Annotated in this window: 18 protein-coding genes; 12 read left to right on the forward strand and 6 right to left on the reverse strand. The window is 69.3% G+C overall.

Features of this window, described 5'->3' with window-relative positions; genetic code table 11:
• Positions 1-143: 143 nt before the first annotated feature.
• From M2351_RS10355 to M2351_RS10375, 5 genes are all read left to right on the forward strand, one after another.
• Positions 144-521, forward strand: a complete 378-nt coding sequence (locus M2351_RS10355; protein ID WP_264655994.1) for a hypothetical protein — start codon at positions 144-146, stop codon at positions 519-521.
• Between the two features lie 68 nt (positions 522-589).
• Positions 590-919 (forward strand): hypothetical protein, encoded by a 330-nt coding sequence (locus M2351_RS10360; protein WP_264655995.1) that lies wholly within the window; start codon positions 590-592, stop codon positions 917-919.
• Positions 920-933: 14 nt separating this feature from the next.
• Positions 934-1,242 carry a hypothetical protein gene (locus M2351_RS10365; RefSeq protein WP_264655996.1) on the forward strand — a complete coding sequence of 103 codons (309 nt, stop codon included), beginning with the start codon at positions 934-936 and terminating at the stop codon, positions 1,240-1,242.
• 210 nt (positions 1,243-1,452) lie between these two features.
• Positions 1,453-1,902: a hemerythrin family protein gene (locus M2351_RS10370; RefSeq protein WP_264655997.1), complete on the forward strand. Its 450-nt coding sequence runs from the start codon at positions 1,453-1,455 to the stop codon at positions 1,900-1,902.
• Between the two features lie 87 nt (positions 1,903-1,989).
• Positions 1,990-2,274, forward strand: a complete 285-nt coding sequence (locus M2351_RS10375; RefSeq protein ID WP_264655998.1) for a hypothetical protein — start codon at positions 1,990-1,992, stop codon at positions 2,272-2,274.
• Positions 2,275-2,411: 137 nt separating this feature from the next.
• Here M2351_RS10375 and M2351_RS10380 read toward each other — a convergent pair whose 3' ends face one another.
• Complete coding sequence (locus M2351_RS10380) at positions 2,412-2,981, reverse strand: polysaccharide biosynthesis/export family protein (protein WP_264655999.1); 570 nt, start codon at positions 2,979-2,981, stop codon at positions 2,412-2,414.
• 240 nt (positions 2,982-3,221) lie between these two features.
• Positions 3,222-4,514 (reverse strand): outer membrane beta-barrel protein, encoded by a 1,293-nt coding sequence (locus M2351_RS10385; protein ID WP_264656000.1) that lies wholly within the window; start codon positions 4,512-4,514, stop codon positions 3,222-3,224.
• 940 nt (positions 4,515-5,454) lie between these two features.
• Between M2351_RS10385 and M2351_RS10390 the strand changes: the two genes are divergently transcribed.
• The 5 genes from M2351_RS10390 (at position 5,455) to M2351_RS10410 (ending at position 10,738) form a co-directional block, all read left to right on the forward strand.
• Positions 5,455-5,844 (forward strand): MarR family winged helix-turn-helix transcriptional regulator, encoded by a 390-nt coding sequence (locus tag M2351_RS10390; protein ID WP_264656001.1) that lies wholly within the window; start codon positions 5,455-5,457, stop codon positions 5,842-5,844.
• A gap of 218 nt (positions 5,845-6,062) precedes the next feature.
• Positions 6,063-7,280 (forward strand): ABC transporter substrate-binding protein, encoded by a 1,218-nt coding sequence (locus M2351_RS10395; protein WP_264656002.1) that lies wholly within the window; start codon positions 6,063-6,065, stop codon positions 7,278-7,280.
• A 163-nt stretch (positions 7,281-7,443) separates the two neighbouring features.
• Positions 7,444-9,285 carry an ABC transporter permease gene (locus M2351_RS10400; RefSeq protein ID WP_264656003.1) on the forward strand — a complete coding sequence of 614 codons (1,842 nt, stop codon included), beginning with the start codon at positions 7,444-7,446 and terminating at the stop codon, positions 9,283-9,285.
• Complete coding sequence (locus tag M2351_RS10405) at positions 9,282-10,025, forward strand: ABC transporter ATP-binding protein (RefSeq protein ID WP_264656004.1); 744 nt, start codon at positions 9,282-9,284, stop codon at positions 10,023-10,025. Before M2351_RS10400 ends, M2351_RS10405 begins: the two co-directional genes overlap by 4 nt.
• Complete coding sequence (locus M2351_RS10410) at positions 10,022-10,738, forward strand: ABC transporter ATP-binding protein (protein WP_264656005.1); 717 nt, start codon at positions 10,022-10,024, stop codon at positions 10,736-10,738. The genes M2351_RS10405 and M2351_RS10410 overlap by 4 nt, the downstream gene beginning before the upstream one ends.
• A gap of 4 nt (positions 10,739-10,742) precedes the next feature.
• On the opposite strand, the gene M2351_RS10415 is transcribed toward M2351_RS10410, so the two are convergent.
• On the reverse strand, positions 10,743-10,988 hold the full coding sequence (locus tag M2351_RS10415; RefSeq protein ID WP_264656006.1) for a hypothetical protein: 246 nt from the start codon (positions 10,986-10,988) through the stop codon (positions 10,743-10,745).
• 79 nt (positions 10,989-11,067) lie between these two features.
• Positions 11,068-11,892: a trehalose-phosphatase gene (gene otsB, locus M2351_RS10420; protein ID WP_264656007.1), complete on the reverse strand. Its 825-nt coding sequence runs from the start codon at positions 11,890-11,892 to the stop codon at positions 11,068-11,070.
• A 444-nt stretch (positions 11,893-12,336) separates the two neighbouring features.
• Here otsB and nagA point away from each other — a divergent pair, with 444 nt between their 5' ends.
• Complete coding sequence (gene nagA / locus M2351_RS10425) at positions 12,337-13,491, forward strand: N-acetylglucosamine-6-phosphate deacetylase (protein ID WP_264656008.1); 1,155 nt, start codon at positions 12,337-12,339, stop codon at positions 13,489-13,491.
• A 250-nt stretch (positions 13,492-13,741) separates the two neighbouring features.
• Here the strand turns inward: nagA and M2351_RS10430 are convergent, their stop codons facing one another.
• Both M2351_RS10430 and M2351_RS10435 read right to left on the reverse strand, forming a co-directional pair.
• Positions 13,742-13,945, reverse strand: coding sequence for a hypothetical protein (locus M2351_RS10430; RefSeq protein ID WP_264656009.1), 204 nt, complete (start codon positions 13,943-13,945; stop codon positions 13,742-13,744).
• A gap of 207 nt (positions 13,946-14,152) precedes the next feature.
• Positions 14,153-15,079: an ROK family protein gene (locus M2351_RS10435; RefSeq protein ID WP_264656010.1), complete on the reverse strand. Its 927-nt coding sequence runs from the start codon at positions 15,077-15,079 to the stop codon at positions 14,153-14,155.
• 187 nt (positions 15,080-15,266) lie between these two features.
• Here M2351_RS10435 and M2351_RS10440 point away from each other — a divergent pair, with 187 nt between their 5' ends.
• Positions 15,267-17,807 carry an ankyrin repeat domain-containing protein gene (locus M2351_RS10440; RefSeq protein ID WP_264656011.1) on the forward strand — a complete coding sequence of 847 codons (2,541 nt, stop codon included), beginning with the start codon at positions 15,267-15,269 and terminating at the stop codon, positions 17,805-17,807.
• Positions 17,808-17,836: the final 29 nt, after the last annotated feature.

A 17,836-nucleotide genomic window follows, 5' to 3' on the forward strand; every position in this document is an offset into this window, starting at 1 on the left:
GTATTTCCCCTGTCCTCGTTCGGTTTGCAGATGCGTCATGCGGGTGCCGGTGGACAAAACCCGCAGGCCCAACTCTTCCACGTAATTCTCTTGTAATCATGCAGGCCGCTGCGCTCCACCCGTGTCCGATGGACACAGCCGGCATGGCAACGCTCGCCGCCACCAGCTCGAAGTTTCACATCGACGGCATTGTCGTCGCTGTGGGCTGGCGCCCCGAAGTCCACGAAGGCGGCCTCCTGCGCGGCGAGATTTCAATCATCGTCAAACAAGGGGAGGCCGTCTTTACCCCGGAGCCGATGATCAACGCCGATCGCTTGATCAACGCCGCGATGAATGGCGGCGGTACGAGCATCACGGCCAACAACCAGATCGAGGTGAACGGCGGCTCCAGCGGCAACCGCGAGGCCGACTCGGCGCTGGCCGCGCAGATCGGCAAGCAGGTAGAGACGACCGTGCGCTCAGTGGTGGTGGACGTGATGCTTCGGCAGAAGCGGCCAGGCGGAATGCTCAACTCCTACTAAGCTCCAGCTTGATCCGGGGCGGTTGCGTAGAAAGCGTAGAAACGCAACCGCCTTACTGGAGCTCCGCCATGCCCGCCGTCTGCCGCGCCCTCCCGCTCCTCGTCGCCCTGCTGCTCGCCGCGCCGGCCGTCCAGGCCCACCCGCTGTCCGGGGCCGAGGGCAATGCCGCCAAGTGCTTCATCGCGTTCGATGACGCTATCCGGACGGCCGCGCGCGACAGCGACGCCGCCCGCGTGGCAGCCCTCCAGCGGGCCAGAAATGCGTTGCCGCACGACGACCTCGACCGCGCCGGAATGGCCGGCATCGTCGAGATCCAGGACGCCTTTGCCGCCGCTCACCTGACCGACCGCGACATCGCCGCTATCGCCGACGAGTGCCAGCGCCGATATGGGGTCTGACCACCGACACCTACATGAATTGGGCAGTCTTCAGCGTGAAGGAGCCCACCGTGCTGTTGCGCATAGCTGTCGCTTTTGTGCTCCTCGCCGCACCTGCGCTCGCCGCCGACCGCAGCAAGCCCGAGAGCTTCGATCTCCGCACCGACAAGAGCGAACGCGCCGGCAGCGTCGTCCCGCGCGGCAGCGACGGCAAAACCTACGACATCTACGACACCCTCGGCCGGCGCCAGGGCACGGTGACACGCGAGGGCATCAACAAGGACTGGGTGATTCGGGACACCCTCGGCCGCCGCCAGGGCCGTGTCATCGAACGCCAGCGATGACCATCGGCGTCGGCCTGAGTGCCGCCAGAATCGTTGATATAGCCGGCCGAATCGGCAATCATGACATATCCGCAACAGTCCACGGCAACGGTCCACGCGACGATCAGTCAGCCCGCTAAGCCACTGTTTTGTAAAGGGATTTACGGTCGCGGGTTCGAGCCCTGCAACCGGCACCATTCCCCGAAGGCCATCCCGAAGCACCGGATCCGCATGACGCACGCCGTTTCCGGATACACGCTGCAGGCCACCGGCTCCGACGCCATTGACGCGGAGCACGGTGCGATCATGGACATCCTGGAGTCCCTGAGCCGCGGCGGTGCCGACGCCGCGGGACTGATCGCCCTGCGGGCCGAGCTGGCACATCATTTCGACACCGAGTCGACGGAGATGGCCGCCCTTGCACCCGACCGGCGGGAGCAGCATGAGCACGCGCACCGCAGCTTCCTCGCCACCGTCGATTCGCTGGCCGAAACCGCGCGGAACGGCGGAGCCATCACCGGCGACGAGGTGAACCGGCTGATGCTTTGGTTCATCGTCCATTCCAACACCGCCGACACGGAACTGGTGGAGGCCACCCGGTACGCTGCCAAGCCGCCGCCGATGATCGACATGGCGGATTGGCTGGCCTCGCTCGACGACCCCGACCTGCAAGACGCCTGAATCTCTCCGGACCACATGTGGCCCGGAACCGGTATGGCCGCGCCCGGTTGGTACGGGATGCATCCGACACCAGACCGAGGTTCCCGCATGGCCGAGTCGCCCCCGGACCGTTCCCGCAACCCGCCGAACATGGAAGCGCAGCGCCTGCGCGACGCCACCGACAAGGGGCTGACCGGAGACAAGGTGCCGGCCGCCGATCCCGCGGCCTCCCCGCTCGGCACCGATGACGAGGCGGCCGGCACGCGCCCGCCGCCGGAGATCGCCACGGACATGGAGGTCCCGGAGGACCAGCGCACCCCGCCCGGCCACGCCAAGGGCGCGGACGCCTTCATGACCGGCGACTACCGTGGCCGGGACAAGCGGAACGAATAGCCGCCCGCCGCTCCCCACAAACCGCGCCCACAAACGAAAAAATCCCTCTCCCCAGGCGGGGAGAGGGAGGCGTCGTTCCGCTGCTGCCGGCGGATGGGCCTGGAACGGGCCCTGGAAAGAGCCCGGGACCAGAAGGATCAGAAATACCGTTCCGGAACGCGCAGCACGTCGTCCGGCATCACCTGCGTGGTGATCGGAGCCTTGCGCAGTTCCTTCTTCGGGTCGGCGCCGCGGGTGATCAGCACGTAGTCTTCCTTGGCGCGGTAGGTGTAGCCACCGGCCATGGCGACCGCGGCCATGGCGGTCATTCCGTTCACATACTGGTACTGGCCGGGGTTGCGCACCTCGCCCAGAATGAAGAAGGGACGGTGGTTCAGCACCTCGACGCTGACCTTGGCGTCCTTGACGTAGCCTTGCGACAGGCGCTTGGCGATGTCGGACTCCAGTTCGCGGGTCGTGTGGTTCTTGGCCGGCACCTCGCCGATCAGCGGCATGGCCACCTTGCCGGAACCGTCGACGCGGAATTCGCCGGACAGCTGCTCCTCGCCGAACACGATGACGCGCAGCGCGTCGCCGGAGCCCAGACGGTAATCCGTCATCTGGCCGACATCGGCCGTCTCAAGGGGCGCATCCACACCGGAGCAGGCGGCCATGGCGACCGCGATCGCGGTCAACCCGAGCGCGCGGAACACGTGACGTCGTTTCATCCCTTACCCTTCCCTGGCTCGTGGGGACATCGGGGCGCGTCTGTCCTGGTGGACAGTCCGGCCCCTGTGCGGTCTCGGAGGGAGACTAGCAACTCGCACGCGCTTGGGAAAAAGTGGAGAGGAAGTAACGCCAACGGAGGAAAAGGATTCGCGCCACCGTATAGGCCGGAATACGAAAAGGGCGTCGGCCGGTCGGCCAACGCCCTTTTTGCAGAGCTCTCCTAAGTCCAGGCCGGTTGGTTACAACTGGGCGCCGACGCGGAGATAGACCAGGTTGTCGGAGTAATCGAAGCCGCTGAGGTTCGAGCTACGCTTTTCGTAAGTGTAGCCGCCGTTCAGGTACAGATAACGGTTCAACTGGTAGCTGGCACCGGCGCCGGCCGTGTAGACGTTGTCGGTGCGGTCCACGCCGTTGAAGTCGTCCTGGCGGTACTGGAGCCGGGCGTTCAGCAGCAGGGTGCGCAGCAGTTCGTGGTCCGCGCCGAGCGCGATGACGGTGCGGTTGTAGCTCGACGCCTGCTGGCCGCTCTGGGTGAAGGTCGTCTCGCGAACCTGGCGGCTGATGGAGGCGGTCACGGTGGTCAGCTGGGTGACCGTCCAGTTCAGCCGGCCGCCGATGGCCAGGCCGCTGAAGTCCTTCAGCGACGGATCGTCGTACTTCTTGCTGAGATAGCCGGCGTAGATCTCGCCGGTGATCAGGCCCGTCAGGTCGTTCGACAGACCGGCGACGACCTCGTAGCCGTCCGAGTCGCGCCGGATGCCGCCGAAGTCCGGGCTGATCCGGTAGCGGGTCCAGGAGTAGGTGCCCTGGACGAAGGCCTCGTAGCCCTCGATGAACTCATAGCCCACGCGGCCGGTGGCGGCGTAATCCCAGCGGTCGCGGTCCTCCTGCGACTCCTTGGTGCCGTTGGTGAGCTTCGCGTCCTCGTAGGAGGTGTAGTGCGCGAGGCCCGACAGGCGGAAGCGCAGGCGGTTGAGGCGCTGGTTGTAGGCCACGTCGGCGCCGGTGGTGTAGTAGTTCACCGGCTCCGAGAAGCGCGACTGGCCCGCCGTCGTCTGGATGTCCGGGTCGGACCGGCCCTCGTGGTCGCGGCGGTTGAAGATCAGGCCGCTGATCGAGGAGTCGCGGGAGATGTCGTATCGCCCGTCCGTCTGGACGCGGTAGTCCTGATAATTCTCGCTGCTGTAGTCGAAATAGTTGCCGAAGCTGCCGCCGGCCGAGAAGTTCAGCGCGTGATTGTTGAAATCAGACCGGACGTCGACGCGCGGCTGGGTCACCCAGATCGCGTCGCTCTTGGTGTTGTTCTCCGTCGCGAAGACGTTGCTTTCATAGGTCACGCCGGTTTCCAGGCGTGGCAGGACGCGGAACGAGCCGAGGCGGATGCCGAGCTGTTCGACCTCCGGCCGGCGGCGCTCCAGCACGGTCTCGCCGCGCTGCAGTTCCTGGGCGTTCACGGGCTTGGACGCCGGCAGCGTCGTCAGGACGGTCGACGCGAGGGCGAGGGCGAGGAAGGACAGGGAACTGGGCTTCATGGGTCACCGCGCTAGGCTGAAATCAGTGGCACGTATCGGTCGGCCGGCCGAATGGCCGGAAAACGGTCGGAGGCCGAATGGCCGGGTTACTCTGCAATCGCCGCTCCAGCAGAAGCGGGCAGTCGCTGCAAAGACAACTCATACCGTGATGTCAATGCAACAGTGAAGCCGACCACGTGCGGTTTTTGCGCGTTTGTGTGCTGTTGGCGCAACAAGACTTGCGTCAGACGCGCGGACTATTGCTTTGCACGCCAATGCTTACATCAAACGTCATACGACCGGGAACGGCGCAAGGCGGGGGAACCGTCCCGGCGTCCTTCCGTTCAGCAGGGGTTTAGTCCGCAGGACAGGAGACACGCCACATGACGAAGCGGATCGACACGCCTCCGCCGCCGAAGTCGCCCACCCACCCCAGCGACGACCGGATGCCCCCCTACACGCCCGGCAGCGTGCCCCCGCCCGAAGGAGACGTCCCGCAATCGGATCGCGAAAAGACTCCGCCGCCCAATACATACCCGCCTAAGCAGAATCCCTAATTGAATCCCGGGCAATCGGTTTGGTAACACCAACCTAAGACGTTCGGCTGAAAAGACCGCCGCAAGGGCACAACGTCGACTGTTTGGACCCTACACCGTTTTTTGGTAACGAATGCTTTAGGTTATTAAAAGGTGAAGAATCCAAGACTGTGGCCCTATGCCGCAGAAACAAACGTTGCCCGTGAAGAATTGCGTACATAGGCTTCTCTGCGGAGCACGCTCGCATTTGGCATACATTTGAGGTTTCACCTCGAATTGACGCCTTGGCCCGAAAAGACGCCCGCACGCGCCGCTCCGCAGCCCCTCCGCTGGTCCCGTTCCACGGGACGGCCATGCAAAGCTCGTGTGCGCACATGGATCACATCGCCCAAACAGCACCTGACGAATACTTACTCACCGAACAGGTGCACTATCGCCTTCGCCGGGCTCATCAGCGCGCTTCCTCCATCTTCATGGACGTCATCGGCGACGCACAGCTCACCCCGACCCAATGGGCGGCCCTGGTGACGCTGCGGACCGAAGGCGCACTTTCGCAAAACCAGCTCGGGCGCTTCACCTTCATGGATCCGGCGACCACCCAGGGCGTCATCCTGCGCCTTGTGGAACGCAACCTGGTGGAGCGTCATCCCGATCCCCAGGACCGGCGGCGCACCAGCGTGCGCCTGACGCGGCCCGGCCAGACGTTGGTCGGCACGCTGCTCGCCAACGCGATGCAGGCCCACGACCGGACGCTGGAGCCGCTGTCGGCGGACGAGCAGGCGACCTTCCTGTCGCTCCTGTCCCGGCTGATGTGACGGTGCCCTGATGGCGCCGGAGACGGTTGGACGGGACCAAACCCGGTAAAGCGGTTTGGGCGTTGCGATGCAACGGAACGGTGACTTTTGCGGTGGGTTTGCTATGAACGCAGCCATCGCGTTCACGCGGCCACCGCGGTGGTTCTCCCTCGCAGGGGTTTCCGTTGCACAGGGTTGCGCCGCCGAATCCGCCAACCGCGCCGGGGTATCGCAGGACCATGAACCGCCGCCACACCCTTCTGCTGCTGGGCGCCGCCGCCCTTTTCGCCGCCACCCAGCCTGTCGCCTCATACGCCCAGACATCCGGGGAGCCGATTCGCGTCGGCGAGGTGAACAGCTACACCGGCCTGCCGGCCTTCACCATCCCCTACCGCCAGGGCTGGCAGCTTGCGGTGGAGGAGGTCAATGGCGCCGGCGGCCTGCTGGGCGGGCGCAAGCTGGAGGTCGTCTCCCGCGATGACGCCGGAAAGCCGGACGACGCCGTCCGTGTCGCCCAGGAGATGGTCAGCAACGAGAAGGTGGCGCTGCTGGCCGGCACCTACTTCTCGCACGTCGGGCTGGCGGTCGCGGATTTCGCGGCGCGCAACAAGGTCCCCTTTGTCGCGGCGGAGCCGCTGACCGACGCCATCACCTGGACCAAGGGCAACCGCTACACCTTCCGCCTGCGCCCCAGCACCTACATGCAGGCGGCCATGCTGGTGGAGGAAGCGGCCAAGCTGCCGGCCAAGCGCTGGGCCACCGTGGCGCCCAACTACGAATACGGCCAGTCGGCGGTGTCCTGGTTCAAGCAGCTGCTGCAGGAAAAGCGCCCGGACGTGGAGTTCGTGGCGGAGCAGTGGCCGGTCCAGGGCAAGCTGGAGGCCGGGCCGACGGTGCAGGCGCTGGCCGCCGCCAAGCCGGACGCGATCTTCAACGTCACCTTCGGTGCCGACCTCGCCAAGTTCGTGCGCGAGGGCGATGGCCGCGGCCTGTTCCGCAACCGCCCCGTGGTCAGCCTGCTGACCGGCGAGCCGGAGTATCTGGAGCCGATGAAGGACGAGGCGCCGGAGGGATGGATCGTCACCGGCTATCCCTGGGACCAGATCGACACGCCGGAGCACAAGGCCTTCCGCGACGCCTACCAAGCCCGCTTCAAGGAGCCGCCGCGCCAGGGCTCGGTCGTCGGCTACACCACCTTCAAGGCGATCGCCGCCGCCATCGACAAGGCGGGTTCCACCGATCCGGAAAAGATCGTGGACGCGCTGTCCGGCCTCCAGGTGACCAGCCCCTTCGGCCCGGTGACCTTCCGTGCGCTCGACCACCAAGCGACCATGGGCGCCTATGTCGGCAAGACGACCGTCAAGGACGGCCGCGGCACGATGAAGGACTGGCACTACGCCGACGGCGCCAAGTACCTCCCCTCCGACGAGGCCGTGGCCAAGCTTCGGGCGGAGTGAGTGGACGAGTCCTGGCGTTGGGCCCCCACCCTAACCCTCCCCCACCTTCGGCGAGGGAGGGAACTCCGCCACTCCCACGCTCAACCCCTCCCCCTGCGAAGTGGGGGGAGGTCGGGAGGGAGGCCCGGTGCGAGCACGCCCCCAACCATGGCGCGGCCCTGACATGTCCTTCTACCTCGTCCAGTTCCTGAGCGGCCTTGCGACGGCGGCGACGCTGTTCCTGGTGTCGTCGGGGCTGACCATCGTGTTCGGCGTGACGCGGATCGTGAATTTCGCGCACGGTTCCTTCTACATGCTCGGCGCCTACATCGGCTGGAGCCTGATCGAGCGCTGGGGCACCACCCCGATGGGCTTCTGGGGCGGCGTCGCGCTCGCCTCCCTCGCGGTGGGGCTGCTCGGCGCGCTGATGGAGGTCGGGCTGCTGCGCCGGCTCTACCGCTCGCCGGAGCTGTTCCAGCTGCTCGCCACCTTCGGCGTCGTGCTGATCGTGCAGGACGTGGCGTCCGCCGCCTGGGGGGCGGAGGATCTGCTCGGCCGCCGCGCGCCCGGTCTGAAGGGCTCCGTCGACATCCTTGACCAGCCCTTCCCGCTCTACGATCTCGTGCTGATCGGGCTCGGCCCGGTCGTGCTCGGCCTGCTGTGGCTGCTGTTCAACCGCACGCGCTGGGGCACGCTGGTGCGCGCCGCGACCCAGGACCGCGAGATGGCCTCGGCACTCGGCGTCGATCCGGCCCGGCTGTTCACCGGCGTGCTGTTCCTGGGATCCGCGCTGGCCGGACTCGGCGGCGCGCTCCAGGTCCCGCGGGAGGCGGTGACCCTGCACATGGACATGGCCATCGTGGTGGAGGCCTTCGTGGTTGTGGTGGTCGGCGGCATGGGCAGCCTGACCGGCGCCTTCGTCGCCTCCCTACTGATCGGGCAATTGCAGGCCTTCGGCATCCTGATCTTCCCGCAGATCACGCTGGTGCTGGTGTTCCTGTTCATGGCCGTGGTGCTGGTGCTCCGCCCCTACGGCCTGCTCGGCCGGGCGGAGGACGCGCCGCCGACTGCCGCCAGCACGGGGCCGCCGCTGGTCCTCGCATCGGGGCTCGGCCGCTGGGCGCCCGCCCTGCTTTTGGCTGCGCTGGCGCTGGTGCCGCTGGTCGCTGGCGACTACACGCTGATCGTTCTGACGGAGGTGATCATCCTGGCGCTGGTGGCGGCCAGCCTGCACCTGCTGATCGGGCTCGGCGGGCTGGTGTCCTTCGGACACGCGGCGTACTTCGGGCTGGGCGCCTACGGGGCCGCGCTGGCGGTCAAGCATCTGGCCGCGCCGATGCCGCTGGCGCTGGCCGCCGCCCCGCTGCTGGCCGGCGCCGGGGCGCTGCTCGCCGGCTGGTTCTGCGTGCGGCGGTCGGGGCTGTATTTCGCCATGCTGACCTTGGCCTTCGCGCAGATCGCTTGGTCGGTGGTCTTCCAGTGGTACGGGGTGACTGGCGGCGACAACGGCATCCTCGGCGTCTGGCCGCCGGGTTGGGCGTCGGGCAAGGCGGCCTATTACTGGCTGACCCTGGCTCTCGCCGGCGGCACCCTGCTGCTGCTGCGCCGGGCCGCCTTCGCCCCCTTCGGCTACACGCTGCGCGCCGGGCGCGACTCGGCGCTGCGGGCGGAGGCGGTGGGCATTGACGTGCGCCGGCACCAGTGGCTGGCCTTCGCGCTCGCCGGGGCCTCGGCCGGGCTGGCCGGCGGGCTCTACGCCTTTTCCAAGGGCAGCGTCTTCCCCACCCTGATGGCCGTCCCGGTGTCGGTGGACGCGCTGGTGATGGTGCTGATGGGCGGCATCCAGACGCTGAGCGGCCCGGTGGTGGGCGCCGCCGTCTTCCACCTGCTGGAGACCCAAGCCATGAGCCTGACCGACTGGTGGCGCCTCGGCCTCGGGCTGGTCATCGTCCTGCTGGTGCTGGTCTTTCCGAAAGGCATCGCCGGATTCGCCCGCGACCTTTGGCTCCGGAGGGTGGACCGTTGAGCCTTCTTGTGGTCGAGAACCTGCAACGCGCCTTCGGCGGGGTGAAGGCGGTGCGCGGCGTGTCCTTCGCGCTCGCCGCCGGGGAGGTGCTGGCGCTGATCGGCCCGAACGGGGCCGGCAAAAGCACCTGTTTCAACCTGCTGAACGGGCAACTCCGCCCCGACGCCGGCACCGTGCGGCTGGACGGGGTGGATCTGGTCGGGCTGCCGCCACGCCGGATTTGGCGCCTGGGCGTCGGGCGCACCTTCCAGATCACCGCCACCTTCGCCTCCATGACAGTGGCGGAGAACGTGCAGATGGTTTTCCTGTCGCGCGCCCACCGCCTGCTTGGCCTGTGGACGCCCGCCGCCGGGGCCTTCCGCGACGAGGCCCTGGCCTTGCTGGACCGCGTCGGCATGGCCGCGCAGGCCGACCGGCCGTGCGGCGTGCTGGCCTACGGCGACCTAAAGCGGGTGGAGCTGGCGATGGCGCTGGCCGGCGACCCGAAAATCCTGCTGATGGACGAGCCCACCGCCGGCATGGCGCCGGGCGAGCGGCAGGACCTGATGGCGCTGACATCCTCTCTTGTGCGGGAACGCGGGCTCGCCGTGCTGTTCACGGAGCACGACATGGACGTCGTCTTCGGCCACGCCACGCGCATCATCGTGCTCGACCGCGGCCAGCTGATCGCGGAGGGGCCGCCGGACGCCGTGCGCGCCGACCCGCGCGTGCAGGCCGTTTATCTGGGGAGCCCCGCATGACCGCCGCCCCGCTTCTGACGGTCCGGAACCTCCAGGCCTGGTACGGCCGCGCGCACATCCTGATGGGCGTCGACCTCCAGGTCGACCGGGGCGAGGTGGTGGCCCTGATGGGCCGCAACGGCGCCGGCAAGACGACGACCATGAAGGCGGTCATGGGCCTGCTCGACGCCCGCGCGGGTTCCGTCACCTTCGACGGGCGCGACGTCTCCGCCCTGCCCCCGCACCGGATCGCCCGGCACGGCCTCGGCTACGTGCCGGAGGACCGGCGCGTCTTCACCGACCTGACCGTCGAGGAAAATCTGGAGGTCGGCCGCCAGCCACCGCGCCCCGGCGCGCCGGCCTGGACGCCGGAGCGGCTCTACGCCCTTTTCCCCAACCTCGCGGAGATGCGCGGCCGGCGCGGCGGCCGGATGAGCGGCGGCGAACAGCAGATGCTGACGCTGGCGCGCACGCTGATGGGCAACCCGTCGCTGGTGCTGCTGGACGAGCCGTCGGAGGGGCTGGCCCCGCGCATCGTCCAGCAGATGGCCGAAGCTGTCCGCACCCTGAAGGCGGAAGGCCTGTCGATCCTGCTGTCGGAACAGAACCTGTCCTTCGCCGGCGCCGTCGCCGACCGCGCCTGCGTCATCGAGAAGGGCCGCATCCGCTTCGACGGCCCCATGCGGACCCTGCTGGACGACGAGGACGCCCGCCGCGCCTATCTGGCGGTGTGACGGCTCACGCCAAAATGTCCAACACCCGCTTGGTGTTGTCGTCGGCGGCCTGCATGACCTTCACGTTGGCGGCGAAATCCACCTGCGCGCTGCTGAGGCTGACGACCACCGCCGGGTCGATGTTGCCGGCGGTCAGCTGCGCTCCGGCGTCTTCGGCGCGGGCCTGCGCGCCTTGCAAGCCGGCCAGGGCGGAGGCCTGCGGCTCCGGCAGGTTCGGCAAGGACGGTACACCGATCGCGCTGATGCCCATGGCGGGAAACTCCTCTGGCTCAATCGCCGAGACTAAGCCGGAACCCATGAAGGGTCGATGAATTTCCCACCAATGACGGTCAGGAGTCGGCGAGCCAGTCCGTCAACCGCTCCAGGAAGGCGGCGGCCTCCGCCGGGTCCTTCAGGCTCCAGTCCGCGGCGGTGGCACCCGGCGGGTCCATGACGCGGATGCCGATGCCGTGCCCGCGTTCGGCCAGCGAGCGGAAGGCGTCCTCGTCCGTCTCGTCGTCGCCGAGGTAGAGCGGTACGGTCCCCTCCCCCGCCAAGCCCAGCGTGTCGAGCAGGGCCAGCACCGCCCGCCCCTTGTCCCAGGGGACGTTTGGCCGCAGTTCGTGGATTTCCTTGCCGCCGGTCACACGCAGCTGCGGATGGGCGGCGGCGGCCGTGCGCACCGACTCGGCGACGGCGGACTTGTCCGGCGGGGCGACCCGGCGGGTGTGCACGGCGATGGCGAATCGCTTGCGCTCGACCAGCACGCCCTCGACGTCGGACAGCCCGTCCTTCAACGCGGCCTCGGCGCTGTCCAGGTCGGCCAGATACTCCACCCCGATCTGGGTGCGCAGGCCGGGGCCGCGGATGTCGAAGCCGTGGCTGCCGGCATAGACCAGCTCCTCCAGCCCCACATGGCGGGCGACGTCGTCCAGGTCGCGCCCGCTCACCACCGCGACCGGGCACAGGCTGGCGAGCCGGCGGATGGTGGCCCGCACCTCCTCGCCGAGCAATGCTAGGTCGGGACGCTCCACGATCGGGGTCAGGGTGCCGTCGTAATCCAGGAACACCGCCGGCTGCCGGCCGTCCAGCGCCGCGGCGAACGCGTCGAACTGGGCCAGCGCCGAAGGCTTCGCCGTTCCGTCGGGGGAATCGTCGGTGGTCGGTTGGGTCAAGGTGCCTTCTCCCTTCACATCACCCACGTGGTGACGAACAACGGCGGGAAAAGGCCCTGGGTCCGGGTGCAATTCCGGCTTCGGCGCAGTGGTGCCATGTGGCAGCCGCGCAACACCCTCTCCGGAAAAAGCTTCGGCCCCACGAGGGGGCCGGCGCTTGGGGTTTGCACCCATGTAAGAACTTGTTAATTTTGCAGTGCAGCAAGCGATTGCTGCTTCGCCCTTCTTGGGCGTTTCCTCCCTAAACTCAGGCCGCTGCGTGCAGCGGCCTTTTTTCTGCCAGAAACCCATCCCCTCTGGCAATCCCTATCAAACGGCATACTCCATCAATTCCAACGGAGTATCCGCAGGGTATTTGTGGATATGGGCGTGAATCCGGCGCTTGCGCCGGCGCAGGCAAGGCGCTTTCCTGTCGCTGCTAAGCGCGACAGCGGGAACAAGCCCTTGAAAGCATTGATCAACGCCACGATCCACACCGGCGACGCCGTGCGGGAGGACGCCGCCCTGCTGATCGACGGGCCGCTCATCGCCGGAATCGTGGAGCGCGACGCGCTTCCCGCCGGGACCGAGGTGCAGGATCTGGGCGGCGGGCTGCTGGCGCCCGGCTTCATCGACCTTCAGGTCAACGGCGGCGGTGGGGCGCTGTTCAACGACACGCCCGACGTCGCGACCCTGCGGCGAATCGCGGAGGCCCACCGCCGCTTCGGCACCACCGGCCTGCTGCCGACCTTCATCACCGACGATGCGGCCAAGCGCGCCGAGGCCGTCGCCGCGGTCCGCGCCGCCCTGGACGCGGGAGTGCCAGGGGTGCTGGGCATCCATCTGGAAGGACCGCACATCGCGGTGGAGCGCCGCGGCGTGCACGACGCCCGCTTCATCCGCGCGCCGGACGACGCCGACCGCGCGCTGCTGGAGTCGCTGGCCGGCCTTCCCGCCCTGGTCACGCTGGCACCGGAGATGGTGCCGCACGCCACCATCCGCGCGCTGGCCGGGGCCGGAGTCCGCGTCGCCGCCGGGCACAGCGCGGCGAGCTGCGCGCAGGCCAAGGCGGGCGTCGAGGCCGGCATCACCGGCGTCACCCACCTGTTCAACGCCATGAGCCAGCTGGGGTCCCGCGAACCCGGCCTGGTCGGCGCGGCGTTGGAGGAGGACGCGGTCTGGTGCGGCATCATCGTCGACGGCCACCACGTCCACGACGCCTCCGTCCGGCTGGCCTGGAAGGCCAAGGCGAACACGAAGGCTCAGGGCCGCCTGTTCCTGGTCACCGACGCCATGCCGCCGGTGGGGGCGCCGCCGGGCCAGGGATTCCAACTCTACGGCGAAGCCATCCAGGTGGCGGACGGACGTTGCGTCACCGCGGACGGCACGCTGGCCGGCTCGGCGCTGGACATGGCGACGGCCGTGCGCAACGCGGTGCGGCGCGTGGGCATCCCGTTGGACGAGGCGCTGCGCATGGCCGCCGCCTACCCCGCCGACTTCATGGGCATGGCTGCGACACGGGGCCGCATCCGTCCGGGTCTTGCTGCCGATCTCGTGCATCTGGACGCGGATCTGGCGGTGCGGGCGACCTGGATCGCCGGCGCGATGGCCGTGCCCTGAAGCGGAACCGGCACAGAAACCCTGCACGCCCGCGCGAATCTGTCGTATAGAGACGTCAAACCTGGATCGAGGAGACTCCCATGGACATCGCCCTGATGGTCGCCGCCGTCGTGTTCTTCTTCTGGCAGACCATTTCCGAGTGATCGGGCGCCGGACTCACCCTCGACCGGGTGTGCGCAGGCATCAATGAATGAAAAAGGGCGGCTCCGCAGGAAGCCGCCCTTTTTTCTGTTCCGGCATTCCGTCCCGCTCAGGTCGGCAGAACGGCGGCGTCGCACTCCGGACGGTCGAGGCTCGCATGGGCCGAGGCGACCAGCCGCAAAGTTTCCATGATGGACCCGATGGCCTCGTGCAGGTCGGCCTGTCCGTCGGCGGTCGGCATCGCCGCAATCACCGATTCCAACTCTTCCGCCGCGTCCTGCAGGCGGGCGCAGGCTTGCTCCAGGTGCCGCATGGTCGCAGCCCCGTTTGCAACACGCACAGGCGCCGCACCTGCCATACTCTGATATGCATTTCGGTTTGCAAATTGCAGCAGAGTCGGGTTGGCGGCGATACGAGAACCAGCTTTTCTGCGAAACATGGGGCAGCTCCCTTTTGTTTGCCCCAAACGGAGCAAGAGTCGCGCCAAACATCCGCAATTTTGTTTCGATTATGAAAGCGTCTATGAAGACGGGGGCCACAGCCACGCCGCGCCGCGCACGCCGCTGTCCGCTCCGTGCCGCGCCCGGACGAAGCGGGTGCGCGGCGCTGGGCTTAGCGCCCAGCGCCCCCACAGGGCGGGCACGCTCTCGTAAAGGCCGGGCAGGCCCGACAGGCCACCGCCCACGACGATCGCGTCGGGGTCGAGCAGGTTGATCACCGCGGCCAGCGCGCGGGCCAGCGCGTCCGCGTGGTGACGGAGCGTCCCCAGGGCCGCCGCATCGCCGGCCGCCCCGCGCTCCGCGATCTCCGGCGGCTCGACCGCCTCCCCGGTCCGCCGCGCGTGCAGCCGGGCGAGGCCGGAGCCGGACAGCAGCGTCTCCACGCAGCCGCTCCGCCCGCAGCCGCAGGGCTCCGGCGGGCCATCCTCCGGGCGGCGCCAGGGCAGCGGCGTGTGCCCCCATTCGCCGGCCAGCGCGTTGGCGCCGGGCAGGATGCGCCGGTCGACCACGATGCCGCCGCCCACCCCCGTGCCCAGGATGATGCCGAACACCACGGAGGCGCCGGCCGCGGCGCCGTCCACCGCCTCCGACAGGACGAAGGTGTTGGCGTCGTTGGCGATCCGCACCGGCCGGCCGAACGCCCGCGCCGCGTCCTCCGCAAAGGGCCGCCCTTCCAGCCAGGGCAGGTTCACCGCCCGCACCGTCCCCGCGGCACCGTCCACGATCCCCGGCAAGCCGATGCCGACGGTGGCCCCCACCATCCCCGCTTGGCCTTCCAGCGCTCCGACCGCCTGCGCCAGCGCGGCGAGCGTGGCCTCATAGGCGCGGGGCGTGTCGGCGCGGTACCGCGCCAGTTCCCGCCCTTCCGCGTCCAGCAACGTGGCCGAGATCTTCGTCCCGCCGAGATCGACACCGATGCGCGCAGGGGTCCCGGATTCAGCGTCCATGATGGGATCGGCTCTGGTGGAAAAGGAGGCAACCCTATACCGCCCCGCCAGCACCCGACCAGCCCCGTCGCCGCCCCACCCTCTCCAAAAGAGGGGACGGCACCGCCCCTTTGCACCGTCGCAGGACGCGGGCGCGTCACTAGAGTCAGGATACATGTTTCATTCATTATGGATTGCGCGCGCCCCCATGGACCGAACCGCTCCGAAAGCCACGCCATCCTCCACTCCGTCGCAGGCCGGGCGCCTGCGGCCCGACCAGATGGAGGTCTTCGACGGCCTTCTGCTCGCGCTGCTGGCAAGAAAGCGCCTTCTGCTGCTGGTGGGAGACGCCGGTTCCGGCCGTGCCGCGGTGTTCAGGCAATTGGTGGAGCAGGTCGCGTCCGACGGTGCCTTGGTGCTTCCGGTGTCGGCCAGCCCGGGCGCGGAGGTGGAAGACCTCGTCGGCTCCGCCGGCGACGCGGTGCTGCCGTCGGACAACGGCGAGCGCGATTTCGACACGCTGATCGAAGAGCTGGAGGAGCGGCTGGACCTCGCCGGGGCCGGGCTGCTGGCGGTGGAGAACGCCGGCGTCCTGACGCCGCCGGTGCTGGGCGACCTGATCGACCTGACTCGGTCGGAGACGGCCGGCGGGCGCTTCCTCCAGGTCCTGCTGTGCGGCACGCCGGAGATGGAACGGTCGCTGGCCCGCCCCGGCCTCGCCGAGGCCGTGCGCGAGCTTGGCGTTATCTATCGTATGACCCCGGGCGCCGGCCCGTCGGTCACGCCGTCGGCCCAGCCCATGGGAACGGGCCCGGGGGCTCCCGCCGCCATGCGGCCGATCGGCCCGCCGCCGCAACCTCCCGCCCAACAGGCCCCGCAGGAGCCGCCGCGCGAACCGGCCCGCCGCGAGCTGCGCGCCCCCGCGCCGGCGCCCGAACGCATGATCCCCGAGCGTGCCGCAGATCCGCGCGCAAACGACCCCCGTGCAAACGACCCCCGTGCAAACGACCCCCGTGCAAATGATTGGCCGGCGAACGACTGGGACGCGCCGGACGGCTGGACCATCCCGGAGGCCGGCTCTCCCCTCGCCTCCGACATGCCGGTGGCCCCGCCCCGGCGGCGTCACGCCGCGCTGGCCGGTGCTGCGATCACCACGCTGATCCTGCTGGGCGCCGCCGGCGCCGCGGTCACGCTGGCGGTGCCCGGCGCCACGCCGGAAAAGGCCCTCGATTACGCCCGGCAGGGTTGGACGGACCTGCGCGCCTTCGTCACCGAGCATGTCGGCAACCCACTGTCCGACACCAGCACGGCGACCGCCAACCGTGACGGCGCCCGCGATCCCGACGCCGTCGCGCTCGCCCGCTTGCAGAACCCCGCGCTGGCCGTGCCGGACAGCCGGGCGGTTCCGGCCAAGGGCGCGCCGCCGGTCCGTTCCGACACGCCATCCGCCGCCGTGCCGCCCGGCGCGGCCAACGGCGCCGGTTCCCAGGTCGCGGCGCTCGACCCCGCGGCTATTGCCCCGTCCCAGAGCGCTCCTCCCCAAGTCGCCAAGCCGGAGCTGCCGCCGCTGGCCCCGACCATCACGGCGCCGCGGGTGCTGCCCGCGCCCGGTGCCGACCCGCTGTCGGCGGAGCCTCCGCCGGCGAAGCCGCGCGCCGACCAGGGCGAAGGGCCGACATCGGGGTCCGCGACCCTGCCGCCGCTGGTGGACGAGGGGCCGTCCGCCGCCGCCACCCAGGGTGCCGCGCCGGCACCGGCCGCTCCCCTGCCGACCGACGGCGACGCGGGGTTGAGCCAGCGCGTGCGCGGCCTTGTCGACCAGGCTCGCCGGCAGATCATCGCCAAGCGGCTGACCACCCCGCCGGGCGACAACGCCTACGAGACCGTGTCGCGTCTGCGCGAGGTCGCCCCCACCACGCCGGAAATCGCCGAGCTTCTGGGGACGATGGAAGAAACCTATCGCCGCTGGGCCTCCATGGCTGAGCGCGACAACGACTTTGACGAGGCCAAGCGCTTCTACGAGCGCGCGCTGATCGTAGCGCCGAGCAACGGTGACCTGCGCGAGCGCATCAAGGCCGCCAGCGAGCGCCGCGTCAGCCCGGCCACTCCCGCCGCTCCGGCGGCCGCGACGGCGGGCGCTGGCACTGCCACGGCCACCACGGTCGCCAACCAGCCGCCCGGCCTGGACAACCGCGACTCCGCCCTGGCCCTGCTGCGCCGGCCGGACGACCTGAAGCGCCTGCTGGACGGCGGCGCCGACGCGAACAAGCGCGTGGACAACGGCAAGACCCTGCTGATGCTGGCCTCCGAACAGGGGCTGACCGACGCGGTGAAGGTCCTGGTCGACCACCGCGCCCGCACGGAACTGCGCACGGCCGACGGCGCCACCGCGGTGATGTACGCCGCCTGGGGCGGGCACGAGGCCGTCGTGCAGGCGCTGGCCGCCGCCGGGGCGGAGCTGGACGCCACCAACGACGACGGCAAGACCGCGCTGATGGCGGCGTCGGCCCGCGGCCACATGGGCGTGGTGCGCGCCCTGCTCGACCGCGGCGTCGCCGTGGACCGCGTGGCGAGCCACGGCTGGTCGGCGCTGATGTACGCCGCCAACAACGGCCACGACCGTGTCGCCAAGCTGCTGGTGGAGCGCGGCGCCAACCCCTTCCGCATGGACACCGCCGGTAATTCCGCCCTCACGCTGGGCGCCCTGCAGGGCCACATGCAGGTGGTCGAGGCGCTGAAGCCGCGGTGACCCCGCGGCCCGGCGCCCGTCCGTTCTTC

The organism is Azospirillum canadense (genome assembly GCF_025961225.1).
Lineage (GTDB): Bacteria > Pseudomonadota > Alphaproteobacteria > Azospirillales > Azospirillaceae > Azospirillum > Azospirillum canadense.

Excerpts from the sequence above, each read along its gene's own strand:
- M2351_RS10365 (WP_264655996.1), top strand. The coding sequence starts at position 934 with ATGAATTGGGCAGTCTTCAGCGTGAAGGAGCCCACCGTGCTGTTGCGC.
- M2351_RS10435 (WP_264656010.1), bottom strand. The coding sequence starts at position 15,079 with ATGGACGCTGAATCCGGGACCCCTGCGCGCATCGGTGTCGATCTCGGC.
- M2351_RS10400 (WP_264656003.1), top strand. The coding sequence starts at position 7,444 with ATGTCCTTCTACCTCGTCCAGTTCCTGAGCGGCCTTGCGACGGCGGCG.
- M2351_RS10375 (WP_264655998.1), top strand. The coding sequence starts at position 1,990 with ATGGCCGAGTCGCCCCCGGACCGTTCCCGCAACCCGCCGAACATGGAA.
- M2351_RS10360 (WP_264655995.1), top strand. The coding sequence starts at position 590 with ATGCCCGCCGTCTGCCGCGCCCTCCCGCTCCTCGTCGCCCTGCTGCTC.
- M2351_RS10410 (WP_264656005.1), top strand. The coding sequence starts at position 10,022 with ATGACCGCCGCCCCGCTTCTGACGGTCCGGAACCTCCAGGCCTGGTAC.
- M2351_RS10380 (WP_264655999.1), bottom strand. The coding sequence starts at position 2,981 with ATGAAACGACGTCACGTGTTCCGCGCGCTCGGGTTGACCGCGATCGCG.
- M2351_RS10385 (WP_264656000.1), bottom strand. The coding sequence starts at position 4,514 with ATGAAGCCCAGTTCCCTGTCCTTCCTCGCCCTCGCCCTCGCGTCGACC.
- M2351_RS10395 (WP_264656002.1), top strand. The coding sequence starts at position 6,063 with ATGAACCGCCGCCACACCCTTCTGCTGCTGGGCGCCGCCGCCCTTTTC.
- M2351_RS10355 (WP_264655994.1), top strand. The coding sequence starts at position 144 with ATGGCAACGCTCGCCGCCACCAGCTCGAAGTTTCACATCGACGGCATT.
- M2351_RS10430 (WP_264656009.1), bottom strand. The coding sequence starts at position 13,945 with ATGCGGCACCTGGAGCAAGCCTGCGCCCGCCTGCAGGACGCGGCGGAA.
- M2351_RS10440 (WP_264656011.1), top strand. The coding sequence starts at position 15,267 with ATGGACCGAACCGCTCCGAAAGCCACGCCATCCTCCACTCCGTCGCAG.
- M2351_RS10370 (WP_264655997.1), top strand. The coding sequence starts at position 1,453 with ATGACGCACGCCGTTTCCGGATACACGCTGCAGGCCACCGGCTCCGAC.
- M2351_RS10415 (WP_264656006.1), bottom strand. The coding sequence starts at position 10,988 with ATGGGCATCAGCGCGATCGGTGTACCGTCCTTGCCGAACCTGCCGGAG.